Origin of the sequence: Faecalibacterium longum (assembly GCF_040094125.1) — a bacterium.
In the GTDB taxonomy this organism is placed as follows: Bacteria; Bacillota; Clostridia; order Oscillospirales; family Ruminococcaceae; genus Faecalibacterium; species Faecalibacterium longum.
Genome location: NZ_JBBNIH010000127.1, coordinates 35,659 through 50,061 on the forward strand (window position 1 = coordinate 35,659; position 14,403 = coordinate 50,061).

Genomic DNA, 14,403 nt, shown 5'->3' on the forward strand with positions numbered 1-14,403 from the left:
ATGATCCTGATCCATGATATTCGCCTGCCCCTCTCCGCCGGGGAGCCGCAGGCCTACGAAAAAGCCCTCCGCCTCGCCCGCATCCCCCGGGGAAAGGTGAGCCATCTGGGCATCGCCCGGCTCTCGGTGGACGCCCGCCACGGCCAGCCCAAGCTGGTGTACACTGTGGCCGTGACCCTGAAAGAGGAGAGGGAAGAGGCCGCCTGTGCGGGTGCTTCCCGCAGCGTTACCGTCCGGGGCAAGACCGATCTCTCGGTGCAGAACGGCACTCTGCCGCTGACGCACCGGCCTGTGGTCTGCGGCCTCGGCCCGGCGGGCCTCTTTGCGGCGCTGCTGCTGGCCCGTCAGGGCTATCGGCCCATCGTGCTGGAACGCGGCCCGGCGCTGGACGAGCGCGTCAAGGCCGTGGAGCATTTCTCCACCACCGGTGAGCTGGACGAAAACGCCAACATCCAGTTCGGCGAGGGCGGCGCCGGAACCTTCTCGGACGGTAAGCTCACCACCCGCATCGGCGACGAGCTCTGCGGCTTCGTGACCGAAGTGTTCCTCGAGCACGGCGCGCCGAAGGAAATTGCCTGGCAGCAGAAGCCCCATGTCGGCACCGACCTGCTGCGGGGCGTCATCACTTCGATCCGAAAAGAGATCGAGTCGCTGGGCGGCGAAGTCCACTTCAACACAGCCCTCACCGGCTTCGAGCGGCGGGACGGCCAGCTCGTCGGCATCCAGACCACGGACGGTGCGTTCCCCTGTGAGGCGCTGGTGTTCGCGGTGGGCCACTCGGCCCGCGACACCTTCGGGATGCTGATGGACAGCGGCCTCGTGCTGGAGTGCAAGCCCTTCAGCGTCGGCTTCCGGGCAGAGCATCTCCAATCGGAAATCGAAAAGAGCCTCTACCACGAGGCGGCGGGCCATCCGGCCCTGCCGCGCGGCGAATATCAGCTTTCGCAGCACGTTGAAAAACGGTGCGTTTATACGTTCTGTATGTGTCCGGGCGGCCAGGTGGTGGCTTCGGCCAGCGAAAAGGGACGCGTCGTGACCAACGGCATGAGCTACCACGCCCGCAGCGGCAGGAATGCCAACGCGGCCGTGGTGGTCAGCGTGGGCGGTGAAGACTTCGGCAACGATCCCCGGAAGGCCATCGCCTTCCAGCGGGAGCTGGAAGCCCGGGCCTATGCGGCAGGCCGTCCCGGCGGAGAGTATGCTGCCCCGGCGGAGAACATCCAGAGCTTTTTGGAGGGCAGGGGCCGGCTGAACATTGGCCGCGTCCAGCCCACCTATGACCGGGGCGTCGTCGCTGCGGACCTCGGCGCGTTGCTGCCGACCGAACTGGCCGACACCCTGCGGGCCGGTCTGCGGGCTTACGAGCGGAAAATTGCGGGTTACACCGCCCCCGAGGCCATTCTGACCGGCCTCGAGACTCGTACCAGCAGCCCGGTGCGGCTGAAACGGGAAGAAAATTTTGAATGCGCCCAGCTGGCAGGATTGTATCCCTGCGGCGAGGGTGCCGGATATGCGGGCGGCATCATGAGTGCCGCCGTCGATGGCCTGCGGGTGGCCCGCGCCATCATCAGCCGGTACAGCCCGGCAGAAGGGTGAGAAGTTGAATGACTGATCGTGAAAACGATTTTAACCGCACGGCGCAGGACGGCGAGGGCCGTCAGGTGCAGCAGGAGCTGGAACGCCAGCTCCGCGAGCTGGGCGACACCATGTCCGACTCCTTCCGCCACGGCTTTGAGGGCCGGGGCGAGGAGATCGGCGACCGTGTGTGGGATGTGGGCCGCGCCGCGGTGAACGCTGCCGGTTATGGCATCTCGGAGGCAGGCCGGGCCTTTCAGGCCGGAAAACAGGAGTACCAGAAGCGGGCTGAGGAGGCCAGAAGCAGTGCCAGCGCCAGCGGGATGACCGACTGGGCGCGTAATTTCTTTGCGAAGAAGCCGGAACCGACGGCCATCGAGAATATCCGCACCAGCGCGAAAAAGCGCCACAGCGCAGGCGTCGCCATGCTGGCGACCGGCATCACCTTCGCCGTCATCTTCGGCATCACGGCCATCGCCTGCTTTGGCACGGCGGGGGCGTTCACGTCCGGCGGCGTGATCGTCGAAACCGCGGATACGTTCCTCAGTGCCATCGGCGATCTCGCACTGGGTGCTATCGCGGTGACGGGGTGGTTCTCTGCCGCGGTGACCGCTGTGTTCGGCTGGCTGACCGCGGCGGGCGCGTCCCGTATGAAGGCCGCCAAGACCCTGGAGCTGTATGCCGATACCGCCGAGGGCTTCGACTGGCACAAGGGCCTGTCCCTCTCCATGCTGGCCGACCTGACGCATAAAAAGAAGACCAAGGCACTCAAGATGCTGCGGAAATTCATCCACAAGGGCTGGCTCAGTGCCTGGCTGGACGAGAAAAACGACAAGCTCTACCTGACGGCAGAGGACTACCGCGCTGCACAGGAAAATCAGCCCCAGCCCGAACCGGAAAAAGCGCCGGAACAGGCCGGAGAAGTCCCCCTGAACCTCGAGACGACCCGCCGCTTTGCGCAGGTGCTCGAGAAGGAGCAGGGACTCATGGAGGATGAGCGGGCTGTGGAGGAGTTGCAGCATATGCAGAAGACCACCGAGTCCATCTGTGCCTGGCTGGAAGCCCACCCTGAGAGCCTGCCTAAGGCCCGCCGCTTTGCGGAATACTATATCCCCACCACCCTCAAGCTCCTGCACACCTACAACGACGTGCAGAGCCAGCAGGGCGAGAACGCGGAGGCCATCCGCCGGGATATTGCGGGCATCCTGCACACCCTGAATCAGGCTTATGATAACCTCTACGATAAGCTTTTGTCGGACATGGCACTGGACGTTTCCAGCGAGATCGCTGCGCTGCAGGGGATGCTGGCGAACGATGGTCTGGCCGGGGAGGGATTGCGATGACCTACCGGGCCTGGAACACCAAGACCGTTGACCGCGCCGCGCTGAAAGAGCTGACAGCGGCCATCGCCCAGCAGAACACCGAAGAGCTGGAATACCAGAACATGGACGAAGAATGGAGCGAGGAAAAGTACCGCTCTGTCCTCGCGGTCCAGCAGAAAGAAGTCGGCCTGCTGGCCGGCATCCTCGCTGCCCGGGGCATCACCGACCCCGCCGAGGCGCTGACCCTTCTGGCGGGCGAAGAAGAGCTGAGCGACCCCATGCTCCTGACCGACATGGATAAAGCCTGTGAGCGCATCCTGCGGGCCATCGACGAGGGGGAGACGATCGTCGTCTTCGGCGACTACGACGTGGACGGTGTGACCGCCACGGCCCTGCTCTATCAGCACCTGAAAGGGATGGGCGCCGCCGTCAAGTGTATGCTGCCCAGCCGGGAGGGCGACGGCTACGGCCTCTCGAAGAACGCGATCCAGTCGATTTATGATAAGGGCTGCCGCCTCATCGTCACGGTGGACAACGGCATCTCTGCCGTAGAGGAAGCCGCATTTGCGGCCAGCCTCGGCATCGACCTCATCATCACAGACCACCATCTGCCCCACGACACCCTGCCCCAGGCAGTGGCCATCGTGGACCCCCGCCGTGCCGATGACCACAGCCCCTTCAAGGGCCTGTGCGGCGCGGGCGTGGCCTTCAAGCTCTGCGCCGCGCTGGATGGCTGCCCGCCGGAAGAGATGCTGGAATACTGCGGCGACCTCGCCGCTGTTGGCACCGTGGCCGACGTCATGCCCCTGACAGGGGAGAACCGCACCATCGTCAAAGCAGGTCTGCGCCAGTTGCAAAATACGGACAGACCCGGCTTCTGCGCCCTTTTGGAAGAAGTGGGCCTTGCAGGCAAGCCGGTGACGGCAGAGAACATCAGCTACGCCATCGCGCCCCGCCTTAATGCGGCGGGCCGGATGGACAGCGCCGTGACCGCTTTGCAACTGGTGCTCTGTGAAGACGAAGACCGGGCTGAAGAATTGGCTCATAAGCTGAGTGACATCAACATCCAGCGGCAGGAGACGGAGATGGAGATCGTCAAAGCTGCGCAGGAGCTGCTGGACGCTGAGCCGGAACGCCTCGAAGATCGGGTCATCCTGCTCTGGGGCAAAGACTGGCACCCCGGCGTCATCGGCATCGTGGCCTCCCGCCTTGTGGAAAAGACCGGACGCCCGGTCATCGTGGTGTCGGTAGATGAGCACGGCGAGGGCAAGGGCAGCGGCCGCAGCGTGCAGGGCTTCAACCTGCACGAGTGCATCGCCTCCTGCGCCGACATCCTGCTTCGCTTCGGCGGCCACGCCATGGCAGCGGGCCTCTCGGTGCGGGAAGAGGATCTGCAGACGCTCCGCCAGCGGCTCAACGACTGGGCGGCCCGGGAGTGTCCCGTGCTGCGCACCCCGCCGCTGGAATGCGATCTGTCCGTCCACCTCGACCGTCTGACGGTGGAGAGCGTCCGCCGCCTCGACCAGCTGGCACCCTACGGTGCCGACAACCCCAGCCCGGTCTTCGTGCTGGAAATGGCTGTCGTGGAGGGCGTCTACGCCGTCTCGGAGGGCAAGCACTGCCGCCTGCGTCTGCGGCAGGGCAATTCCAGCATCTACGCCGTCTGGTTCGGGATGCACCCGGAACAGGTGCCTTACTCGACGGGCGACGTCGTGGACGCAGCCATCAGCCTTTCGGTCTACGATTCGCCCCGGGGCGCACAGCTGTCGGGCCGCATCATCGAGCTGCACCCGGCGGGCCTCGGCAACACAGCTGCAGAGCAGGCCGCGCTGGTGCAGGCGCTGCGCCGGGGTACGCCCCTGACGCCGGAGCAGAAGGAGAGCATCGCCCCGGAGCGCAGCCATATCATCACCGTTTATCGGGAGCTGCAGGCGCGGCGCTGGCACGCCGAAGACCTGCAGCCCCTGTTTGCAAAACTCGGCGAGGAGAACACCGGCCGGACGCTGGTGGCCGTCGCCGCGCTGGAACAGGTCGGCCTCATCACAGCGGCTGACCGGGCCGGGGCAAAGTTCTGGGAACTCGTGCCTGCCACCGGAAAGAAGAACCTTGCCGATGCGCCCATCCTGAAATGTCTGGAGGAACGATAAAGATGCCTGAGGGAAAGAAACCTGTCGCCCCCTCGCCCGCAGCACCGGCTGCGGCGAAAGAGGACAGCTACTCTGCAAAGACCCATCTCCACCAGCCCGTGCCGGTGACGGAGATGGCTACCGTGGCCGCAACGGCCCTGCCGGCCAACGCCCCTGAGGGGACCCTTCCCTCGGAGGTGCGGCCCGAGATCGTGACCTGGGAGAAGCTGGTGGAGGCCATCAAAGCCAGTGGCAAAGCCTACAATATGGCCATGATAGAAAAGGCTTACGACCTGGCCAACGACGCCCACAAGGGGGTCTGCCGCCGCAGCGGTGAGCCCTATATCTGCCACCCGCTGGCTGTGGCCCGCCTCGTGCTGGACCTCGGCATGGACAGCGAGAGCATCGCCGCCGCCCTGCTCCATGATGTGGTGGAGGACACCCCCACCACGCTGACCGACCTGACCGCCGCTTTCGGCGAAGAGGTGGCTGCGCTGGTGGACGGCGTCACCAAGCTGACCAAGATCCAATTTTCCAATATCGAAGAGCTGCAGGCCGAGAACCTGCGCAAGATGCTGCTGGCCATGAGCCGTGACGTCCGCGTCATGATCATCAAGCTCTGTGACCGCCTGCACAATATGCGCACCGGCGACGCATGGCCGGAGCAGAAGCGCCGCGACAAGGCCCGGGAGACCATGGAGGTCTACGCTCCCATCGCCAACCGTCTGGGCATCCTGAACGTCAAGGAGGAGCTGGAAGACCGCAGCCTCCACTACCTCGACCCCGTGGGCTACGAGGAAATCAACAAGATGCTCAGCGAGCGCGCGGGCGACGAGTTTCTGGCCAGCGTGTCGGGCGTCATCAAGAGCCGCCTCGAGGAGAGCGGCATCGAGGGCGCGACCATCAAGCGGAGAGTCAAGAGCATCTACGGCATCTACCGCAAGACCATCATGCAGAACAAGTCCTTTGATGAAATTTACGACATCTACGCGGTGCGCATCATCCTGGACACTCTGGCTGAGTGCTACAGCACCCTGGGCCTCATCCACGATATGTACCACCCGCTGCCCAACCGCTTCAAGGACTATATCTCCACCCCCAAGCCCAACGGCTACCAGAGCCTCCACACCACCGTCATCGGCCACGAGGGCATCCCCTTTGAGGTGCAGATACGCACCCGCACCATGGACGAGCAGGCCGAGTACGGCGTTGCCGCCCACTGGAAGTATAAAGAGGGCCTCGAGGGCCACGATAAACTGGATGAGCGGCTGGCATGGGTCAGCCAGCTGCTGGAAAACCAGCGCGTCAGCGAGGATTCCGGCAACCTGCTCCACGATTTGAAGAGCGACCTGCTGCCGGAGGAGGTCTTTGCCTTCACCCCGAAGGGCGACGTCATCAATCTGCCTGCGGGCGCAAACTGCATCGACTTTGCCTACGCCATCCACTCTGCCGTCGGCAACCGGATGGTGGGCTGTAAGGTCAACAACCGCATCGTCCCCATCGACCACGTTGTGGCGACGGGCGAGATCATTGAAGTCATCCTCGGACCGGCGGACAAAGGCCCCAGCCGCGACTGGCTCAAGATCGTGCGCACCAGCGAGGCCAAGAGCAAGATACGCAACTGGTTCAAGAAGATGCGCCGCGAAGAGAACATCCAGCAGGGCCGCGACGCGCTGGCCAAAGAGCTGCGCCGGGAGATGATATTCATCCCCGACGACCAGCTGGATGAGTTCGTGGGCAGCTGCAGCCGTCGTCTGCGCCAGAACAACGCGGAGGAAATTTACGCTGCCATCGGCTACGGCGGCATGACCATCGCCAACTGCCTGCCCAAGCTCAAAGAGGAGTGGCAGAAGCTCAAGGCCGCCGAGGCTGCTGAGAACAAGTCGGTGGAGGATCTGCCGAAGGTCGATTTGAGCCGCGTCCACGCCACTGACGGCGTAGTGGTGGAGGGCTTCGATAACACCCCCATCAAGTTTGCAAAGTGCTGCTCGCCCCTGCCCGGCGACCCCATCGTGGGCTTCATCACCCGGGGCTTCGGCGTTTCCATCCACAAGCAGAGCTGCGCCAACGCGGTGTCCAGCATGAAAGACCCCTCCAACGCCCCCCGCTGGGTCAAGGCTTACTGGGCCGACAGCGTCAAGGACAGCTACAAGGCCGGTCTGGAGATCATCGCCCTCAACCGCAACGAGCTGCTGTCCGATGTGCTGGCCGCGCTGGCTGACATCCGCGTCCCCATCTACGCCATGAACGCCCGTCAGGTGGAGAACAACTGTGCCGTCATCAGCCTGACCATCGGCATCAACAATACAGAGCACCTCAACCGGGTCGTGGCCCGTCTGTCCAAAGTCAAGGATGTGCTCAAGGTAACAAGGAGCTAATATGCGTGCAGTCATTCAGGCCGTATCCTCGGCCAGCGTCCGGGTCAACGGCGGCGAGCCGCGCCCCATCGGTCCCGGCCTCGTTATCCTGCTGGGCGTCAAGGACACCGATACTCTCGACATCGTGCCGAAACTGGCTGAAAAATGCGCGGGCCTGCGCATTTTCAAGGACGAAAACGACAAGCTGAACCTCAGCGCAAAGGACCTCGGGTACTCTGCACTGGTGGTGAGTCAGTTCACCCTCTACGGCGACACGAAGAAGGGCTTCCGTCCCAGCTTCATCAAGGCGGCAAGACCGCCGCTGGCTGTGGACGCCTACGAGCTGTTCCTCGCCGAGATGAACAGGCAGGGCCTCAAGGATGTCCAGCACGGAGAGTTCGGCGCAGATATGCAGGTGTCTCTGGTCAACGAAGGCCCCTGCACCATCGTCATCGACACCGACGAGTGGCATAAAGGAGAAAAATAAACCATGAAGGCATTTCATCTGGTCGGCCCTGCGCCGTTTTACACCAACAGCTTCCTGCTCATCTCGGACGCAGGCAACGCGGTGGTCATCGACCCCGCCGCCGAGGTGCAGGAGTACGATAAGATCTTAAAGGAGCACGGCGGCAAGCTGAGCCTCATCCTCTGCACCCACGGCCACTACGACCATGTGGGCAGTGCGGGGGTCCTGAGCCGCGAGTGGGGCGCAAAGCTCTACTGTGAGCCCGCCGACTGTCGGGGGACCCAGCTGCTGCCCCTCAAGGGTTCGGACAGCGGCTACGAAGAGGGCGAGGTCATCCCCCTCGACGAGCTGAGCTTCACTGTCTGGCACACCCCCGGTCACACTGAGGGCAGCGTGGTGCTGCTGTGCGGGAGCTATCTCTTCGTGGGCGACACGGTCTTTCAGGGCAGCATCGGCCGCACCGACCTCGAGGGCGGCGACAGCCGGAAGATGGACGAGAGCCTGCGCAAGTTCGCGGCCCTGCCCGTCCCGGCCGAGGCGCAGGTGCTGCCCGGCCACGGCGATTTCTCCACCTTCGGGCAGGAGGCCGCCACCAACTTCTATATCAAAAATGCGCTGAGAAACGCATAAAAAGGCGGGATTTCACATGAATATCTATATCACGGGCCTCGGCTCGGGCTACGAGGTGGAGCACCTCGTCCGCCTGTTCTACCCAATGGCCCCGCTCACCCTCACCCCGCCCGAGGACGGCGCAGACTGCGTCTGGGCCGAGGAGCGGCCTGACAAGCTCTGGGCCATGGTGCGGCAGGGCGGCAAGAGCCAGACCGCCGAAGCACCTCTGCCCATTCCCGTGGAAGAGGGCGGCGAGACGCCGGAATTTGCGCTGGCCAGCCTGACCTATGACCTGCTGCGCAGCTGGACGGGTATCCGCCCGCCCTGGGGCAAGATGACCGGCGTCCGCCCGGTGCGCCTTGTCCACGACAAGCGGGCCGCAGGCTGGACGGAAGAGGAAATCGACGATTTCTTCCTCAAGCGCTTCGACTGCTCGCCCGAAAAATACGGCATGGCCAAGGCCATCGCGGACTTGCAGGAGCCTATCCTGAAAGTAGGCAGTGCGCCCAAGACCTACAGCCTCTATATCGGCATCCCGTTCTGCCCCTCCCGGTGCAGCTATTGCAGCTTCGTCAGCTGCAACCTCGACCGTGACCGCAAGCTGGTGCAGCCCTATGTGGACTGCCTGTGCAGAGAGGTCGAGGCCATCCGGGACGAGGCTGACAAGGCCGGGCTGATGCTCTGCAGCATCTACATCGGCGGCGGCACCCCCACCAGCCTCTCGGCAGCGCAGCTGCGCCAGCTCATGGGGACGGTGCGGGACTGCTTCGACCTTTCCACCATCGTGGAATACACGGTGGAAGCCGGACGCCCCGACTGCACCAACGCCGAAAAGCTGGCCGTCATCAAGGAATACGGCGCGACCCGCATCTCCATCAATCCGCAGACCTTCTCGGATGAAGTATTGGAGAACATTGGCCGCAAGCACTCGGCTCAGGACATCCTCGACTGCTATGCCGAGGCCCGGGCCGCAGGCCACGACGACATCAATATGGACCTCATCGCGGGTCTGCCCGGCGACACGGTGGAAGGGTTCGAGAAGAGCCTGCGTCAGGCCATCGCCCTCGACCCTGAGAACATCACAGTCCACACCCTGACCCTCAAGCGGGCCTCCCGCATCGTCATCGAGGACCAGAAGGAGAACGACTACGCCGATGTGGCCGCTATGCTGGAAAAGTGCCATCTGCTGGCCGAGGCGGGCTATCGGCCCTACTACCTCTATCGTCAGAAAAATACCCTCCAAAACCTGGAAAACGTGGGCTGGTGCAAGCCGGGCCACGAGGGGTATTATAATATCTATATCATGGAAGAAGTCCAGACCATCCTCTCGGCCGGCGCAGGCGGCAGCACCAAGCTGGTGGCCGACGGCGGCAAGCGGATGCAGCGCATCTTCAATTTCAAGTATCCGACAGAATACATCCAGCGTTTCGACGAAGTGCTGGAACGGAAAAAAGGAGTGGCTGTTTTTTATGATCACGATTTGGGTACCGAAACGTCTGGTTGAGATAGACCTGTACAACGTCGCCGCCCAGAACCCGGCGGCGCTGGCGGAGATGAGCGAGAAGAGCTACCGCCAGCGGGTGGCCTATGCTGCCCAGAAGATCAGGGACTCCCGCGCCAAGATCGTCATGCTCACCGGCCCGTCGGCCAGCGGCAAGACGACTTCAGCTCATAAGGTGGCCGAGGCTCTGGAAGCCTCCGGCACCCCGGCCCATGTCATCAGTCTGGATAACTTCTTCAAAGGCGCTCAGTATTACCCCCGCCTGCCCGACGGTACGCTGGACTACGAGAACCCCGACACGCTGGATATGCCCCTCATCCGCCAGTGCCTCAGCGATTTGAGCACCACCGGAAAGACCGTGCTGCCCATCTACGACTTCACCACCGAGTCCCGCTCTTCCGAGACGGAGACGCTGGACCTCAAGGGCGGCGTCTGCATCGTGGAGGGCATCCACGCCCTGAACCCTGAGCTGACGGGCCTTGTGAAAGGCGACGACGTCTACCGCATCTACGCCGGCCTGCGGGAGGAATACTGCATTGATGGCCGCCGTGTCATCAACACCCAGGACATCCGCCTCTGCCGCCGCACCCTGCGGGATGCCGCAGCCCGGGGCCGCAGCCCCGCCAAGACCCTCGCCATGTGGGACAGAGTCCTCGACGGCGAGACCCGGTATATCAAGGGCTTCAAGACTACGGCAGACTTTTTGCTGGACACTTCCTTCACCTACGAGCTGGGCCTCATCGCAAAGCTCCTGCGCCCGGTGAGCCAGCGCTTCACGCTGGAAGGCCACAACGCAGAGCTCTGGGACGAGACGGCCCGCCGCTTCGAGCATGTGGCCCCGGTGGAGCTGGAGCTTCTGCCCGCCGACAGTATGCTGCGCGAGTTCTACGCAGGTGAAGTGTAAAAAACGTCAGAACGCGGAAAGTGTGCAAATTGCGAAAAAACTGTTTCCAAATCCACACGATTCTGTAAAACTTGGGTGGGATTCGTTGCATTCCCCTCGGGAGTGCGCTATAATGAAAATAATCTCCGGCGGCACAGGGACAGCCTGAGCAGAAAACGCAGAGGAGTGCTGCCCACCCCGGGCATAGACAAGTGAGGTGTCTTTTATGGACTTCAATAAGATTAAGGAAATGGGCCTCGAGTATGCCGAGAAAGGCAAGAATGCCGCGCTGGATCTGGCCGAAAAGGGCCGCACCCAGGCAAAGATCGTGAACGCGCAGAGCAAGCTGTACAAGGCGCAGCGCCAGCTGGGCGCTCTGGTGTATAGTCTGGCCAAGGGCAACGAGGAGAACCAGCCCCTTGTGGACAAATACATCGAGATGATCGCCAACATCGAGCAGGAGCTCTCTGACCTGAAAGCCTCTCTCGAGCCGGATACCGTCATTGAGACGACTTTCGAGGATACGGAAGAGGCCGCCGCCGACGTGACGGCTGACGCAGCCGCAGAGCCCGCCGAGGAAAAGCCCGAGGACAACGAGGCCAAGACCTGCCCCCAGTGCGGCGCGCCCGTCTCGGACGACGCGCTGTTCTGCAACAAGTGCGGCGCACAGCTGTAAGCTAAAAAGCTCACGCAGGGCGGTGTCCCCCGGGGGATGCCGCCTTTTGTTGTGAATGAAATGAAAATTTTGCCGCAAAAAGCCGGAAAATGCGCTTGTACCCTTGCATTTCGGCAGATTCTGCGGTACAATTTGAATCTGTTCGCAGATGTTTTCGGAATGCGGAAAGGAGACGCCCCATGCAGGACTGGACGCCGAGGGAACACTATACGGCGGAAGACCTCGTGGAGATCATCCGCATCCTGAGAGACGGGGAGAACGGCTGTCCGTGGGACAAAGTCCAGACCCATGCTTCCATCCGGAAAAACTTTCTGGAAGAAACGTGCGAGGCGCTGGAAGCCATCGACGCTGACGACCCTGTCATGATGCAGGAAGAGCTGGGAGACGTCCTGATGCAGGTGGTGTTCCACACCGTCATCGAGGAGGAGCGGGGCCGTTTCGACATGGAAAAGGTCTGCCGCGAGGTGTGCGAGAAGCTGGTCTTCCGCCACCCGAACATCTTTGCTTCCTCTGCGGCGGAAAATGCTGGTATAAACAGCTGGGATGCGCTCAAAAATAAGGAAAAGGGCCGCACGACTCTGGCCGATGAGCTGGACACCGTCCCGGCCACCCTGCCCGCCCTGATGCGCGCCCAGAAGCTCCAGAAGCGGGCCGCGCGGTTCGGCTGCGGGCCGGAGGATGCCGCCGGTGCGGCCAGGACTCTGGACAGCGCCAAGGCCGCGTGGGACGCACAGCAGACGGCAGAGAACGCCGGTGAGCTGCTGCTGGCCGCCGCCGATGCCATGCGTCTGGCCGGTGTGGACGCTGAAGAGGCACTGACCTTTGCGGCAAAGCGCTTCACCCAGAGGCTGGAAGCGGACGAAACGTAAACGGGTACCAGACGGTCAGACCGTCTGCTCGAATAGAAAATGTTGAGAATATTGTGGAGGCTTTTATTATGACCAAGACCGATCTGATCGCACAGGTTGCGGCAAACACTGAGATGAGCAAGAAGAGCGCCGAGATGGCTGTCAACGCTGCATTCGAGGCACTGGGCAAGGCCATGGCCGAGGGTGAGAAGATCTCCATCTCCGGCTTCGGCACCTTCGAGGTGCGTGAGCGCGCTGAGCGTCAGGGCATCAACCCCCGCACCCGCGAGGCCATCACCATCGCTGCTTCCAAGAGCATCGTGTTCAAGCCGGGCAAGGCTCTGAAGGACACCCTGTAAGAGAAAACCCATCGCCGCCGGAACCTTTAGGCCCGGCGGCTTTTTTAATAGAGGAACAACCTCTCCGTCACGCCTACGGCGTGCCACCTCCCCTATTAGGGGAGGCTTTGGCATATCGTAAAGCTTTGCCTCTTCGCCAGAGGCTCCCCTACTAGGGGAGCTGTCGAGCGACAGCGAGACTGAGAGGTTGATACAAGGAGTTTAGAAATGCGTTTAGACAAATATCTGAAAGTTTCGCGGCTCATCAAGCGCCGCACGGTGGCAAACGAGGTGGCCGACGCGGGCCGCATCCTCATCAACGGCAAGACCGCCAAGGCCAGCCAGGCCGTCAAGGCCGGCGACATCATCGAGGTCACCTTCGGCAACCGGCCCATCAAGGTGAAGGTCCTCTCCGACGTGGAGCCCCGCACCAAGGACGTGGCCCGCGAGATGTACGAGATCATCGAGCAGGACAACGTGCTGGCAGCCGCCCACGACGCCCCGAAAGCTGAGTAAATCCGGCATGACCCCGCCCCGCCCTGCATAAGATGGCAGAAAAGGGGAGGGGAATGTCATGAAACAACAGGATGCAAAGCCGGAGCAGGCGCTGCCTCATGACCTCATCCTGGAGGGGCGGAACAAGCTGACCGTCACCGGTGTGCGGCGGGTCATCCGCTGCGACGCCGAGGGGGCGGCGATGCTCACCTCGAAAGGGACGCTGGAACTCACCGGGGCCGAGCTGAGCGTCACCAGCCTCGACCTCGACAAAGGCGAAGTCAAGCTTACAGGCCGGGTGGACACGCTGGAATACACCGCAGAGCATACGCCGGGCGGCTTTCTGCGCCGTCTCGTCCGGTGATGGGCCCGGCGCTTTCGCCCGGGGCGGTGGGGCAGGAGATGGCGGCCTGCGCGGTGCTGGGCGGTGTGCTGGGCGCGGCGCGGGCCGTTCTGCCCACCCGGGGCAGGGCCGCGTTCCTGCCGGATATGCTTTTTGTGGGAGCCGTGCTGATGGCGTTGCAGAGCTATGCCGTCTCCCAGAGTCAGGCCGGGCAGCTGCGGGGCTATATGGCGCTGGCGGCGTTCTGCGCCGCCGGGGCGGTGCAGGCAGCGCTGCGGCCTCTGTTCGCCGCTGCCGAAGCCTTTGCGGGGAAACTGCTGCTGGGGCCGGTGCGGCTCGCCGCCCGGTGCATCGCCCCGTGGAAAGCTGCCCGCGCCGCCGCCAAAGTACGGCGGAACGAAAAAAGACTTGCAAAAAAACAGAAAAAGAGCTTGCCAACACCACGGCGTATGTTGTATAATTCAAACGTATCAAAGTGAGAGTACAGGCGCATTGGGCCTGCTGTCCGAAAACGGGAGGCACTGTGTTATGGCAAATCCGGGCCGGAAAAAGCGGAAGAGAAAGGCGTCCGTCGTGGGCGCTGTGCTGAAACTGCTCTTCCTTCTGCTTTTGCTGAGTATGCTGGCGGCGTACATCGCGAATCAGGTGGCGCTCAGCTCCAAGAAAGCGGAGCTGGACACCCTGCAGGAGCAGATCGACCAGCAGAAGACCCAGAACGAGGAGATGCAGCGCATCCTCAGCGGCGACTCGGACGATGTGACCGAGTGGGTCGCGCGGGACTCTTACAATTATGCGGCGGCCAACGAGCGCATCTTCGTGGATGTGACGGGCAACTGATGCCGCGCCCCGAGCGGCTTGCGG

General features: G+C 62.8%; 15 protein-coding genes. All 15 read left to right on the forward strand.

From position 1 onward, the window contains the following. The 15 genes from AAAU26_RS06335 (at position 1) to AAAU26_RS06405 (ending at position 14,379) form a co-directional block, all read left to right on the forward strand. Positions 1 to 1,596, forward strand: coding sequence for an NAD(P)/FAD-dependent oxidoreductase (locus tag AAAU26_RS06335; RefSeq protein ID WP_207676430.1), 1,596 nt, complete (start codon positions 1 to 3; stop codon positions 1,594 to 1,596). Positions 1,597 to 1,604: 8 nt separating this feature from the next. Beyond that, complete coding sequence (locus AAAU26_RS06340) at positions 1,605 to 2,918, forward strand: 5-bromo-4-chloroindolyl phosphate hydrolysis family protein (RefSeq protein WP_227619132.1); 1,314 nt, start codon at positions 1,605 to 1,607, stop codon at positions 2,916 to 2,918. Beyond that, entirely contained in the window at positions 2,915 to 5,044 is a 2,130-nt protein-coding gene (gene recJ / locus AAAU26_RS06345) for a single-stranded-DNA-specific exonuclease RecJ (RefSeq protein ID WP_227619133.1), read from the forward strand. Before AAAU26_RS06340 ends, recJ begins: the two co-directional genes overlap by 4 nt. Positions 5,045 to 5,046: 2 nt before the next feature. After that, positions 5,047 to 7,401 (forward strand): RelA/SpoT family protein, encoded by a 2,355-nt coding sequence (locus tag AAAU26_RS06350; RefSeq protein ID WP_149794135.1) that lies wholly within the window; start codon positions 5,047 to 5,049, stop codon positions 7,399 to 7,401. Between the two features lies 1 nt (position 7,402). Next, positions 7,403 to 7,867, forward strand: a complete 465-nt coding sequence (gene dtd / locus AAAU26_RS06355) for a D-aminoacyl-tRNA deacylase (protein WP_015564266.1) — start codon at positions 7,403 to 7,405, stop codon at positions 7,865 to 7,867. A gap of 3 nt (positions 7,868 to 7,870) precedes the next feature. After that, positions 7,871 to 8,476 (forward strand): MBL fold metallo-hydrolase, encoded by a 606-nt coding sequence (locus AAAU26_RS06360; protein ID WP_158402271.1) that lies wholly within the window; start codon positions 7,871 to 7,873, stop codon positions 8,474 to 8,476. A gap of 16 nt (positions 8,477 to 8,492) precedes the next feature. Then, positions 8,493 to 9,962, forward strand: coding sequence for a coproporphyrinogen dehydrogenase HemZ (hemZ, locus tag AAAU26_RS06365; protein WP_227619134.1), 1,470 nt, complete (start codon positions 8,493 to 8,495; stop codon positions 9,960 to 9,962). Further along, positions 9,928 to 10,863, forward strand: coding sequence for a uridine kinase family protein (locus tag AAAU26_RS06370; protein WP_227619135.1), 936 nt, complete (start codon positions 9,928 to 9,930; stop codon positions 10,861 to 10,863). The genes hemZ and AAAU26_RS06370 overlap by 35 nt, the downstream gene beginning before the upstream one ends. Before the next feature lie 205 nt (positions 10,864 to 11,068). After that, entirely contained in the window at positions 11,069 to 11,518 is a 450-nt protein-coding gene (locus AAAU26_RS06375) for a zinc ribbon domain-containing protein (protein ID WP_158402274.1), read from the forward strand. A gap of 179 nt (positions 11,519 to 11,697) precedes the next feature. Continuing rightward, positions 11,698 to 12,387, forward strand: coding sequence for a MazG family protein (locus AAAU26_RS06380; protein WP_158396569.1), 690 nt, complete (start codon positions 11,698 to 11,700; stop codon positions 12,385 to 12,387). Positions 12,388 to 12,452: 65 nt separating this feature from the next. Continuing rightward, complete coding sequence (locus AAAU26_RS06385) at positions 12,453 to 12,725, forward strand: HU family DNA-binding protein (RefSeq protein WP_472847556.1); 273 nt, start codon at positions 12,453 to 12,455, stop codon at positions 12,723 to 12,725. A 207-nt stretch (positions 12,726 to 12,932) separates the two neighbouring features. Beyond that, positions 12,933 to 13,220: an RNA-binding S4 domain-containing protein gene (locus AAAU26_RS06390; protein ID WP_015564273.1), complete on the forward strand. Its 288-nt coding sequence runs from the start codon at positions 12,933 to 12,935 to the stop codon at positions 13,218 to 13,220. 58 nt (positions 13,221 to 13,278) lie between these two features. Then, on the forward strand, positions 13,279 to 13,563 hold the full coding sequence (locus AAAU26_RS06395) for a YabP/YqfC family sporulation protein (RefSeq protein WP_015564274.1): 285 nt from the start codon (positions 13,279 to 13,281) through the stop codon (positions 13,561 to 13,563). 38 nt (positions 13,564 to 13,601) lie between these two features. Beyond that, a complete protein-coding gene (locus tag AAAU26_RS06400; protein ID WP_227619136.1) occupies positions 13,602 to 14,021 on the forward strand; it encodes a hypothetical protein in 420 nt (139 codons plus the stop codon). A 49-nt stretch (positions 14,022 to 14,070) separates the two neighbouring features. After that, positions 14,071 to 14,379 carry a septum formation initiator family protein gene (locus tag AAAU26_RS06405; RefSeq protein WP_227619137.1) on the forward strand — a complete coding sequence of 103 codons (309 nt, stop codon included), beginning with the start codon at positions 14,071 to 14,073 and terminating at the stop codon, positions 14,377 to 14,379. Positions 14,380 to 14,403: the final 24 nt, after the last annotated feature.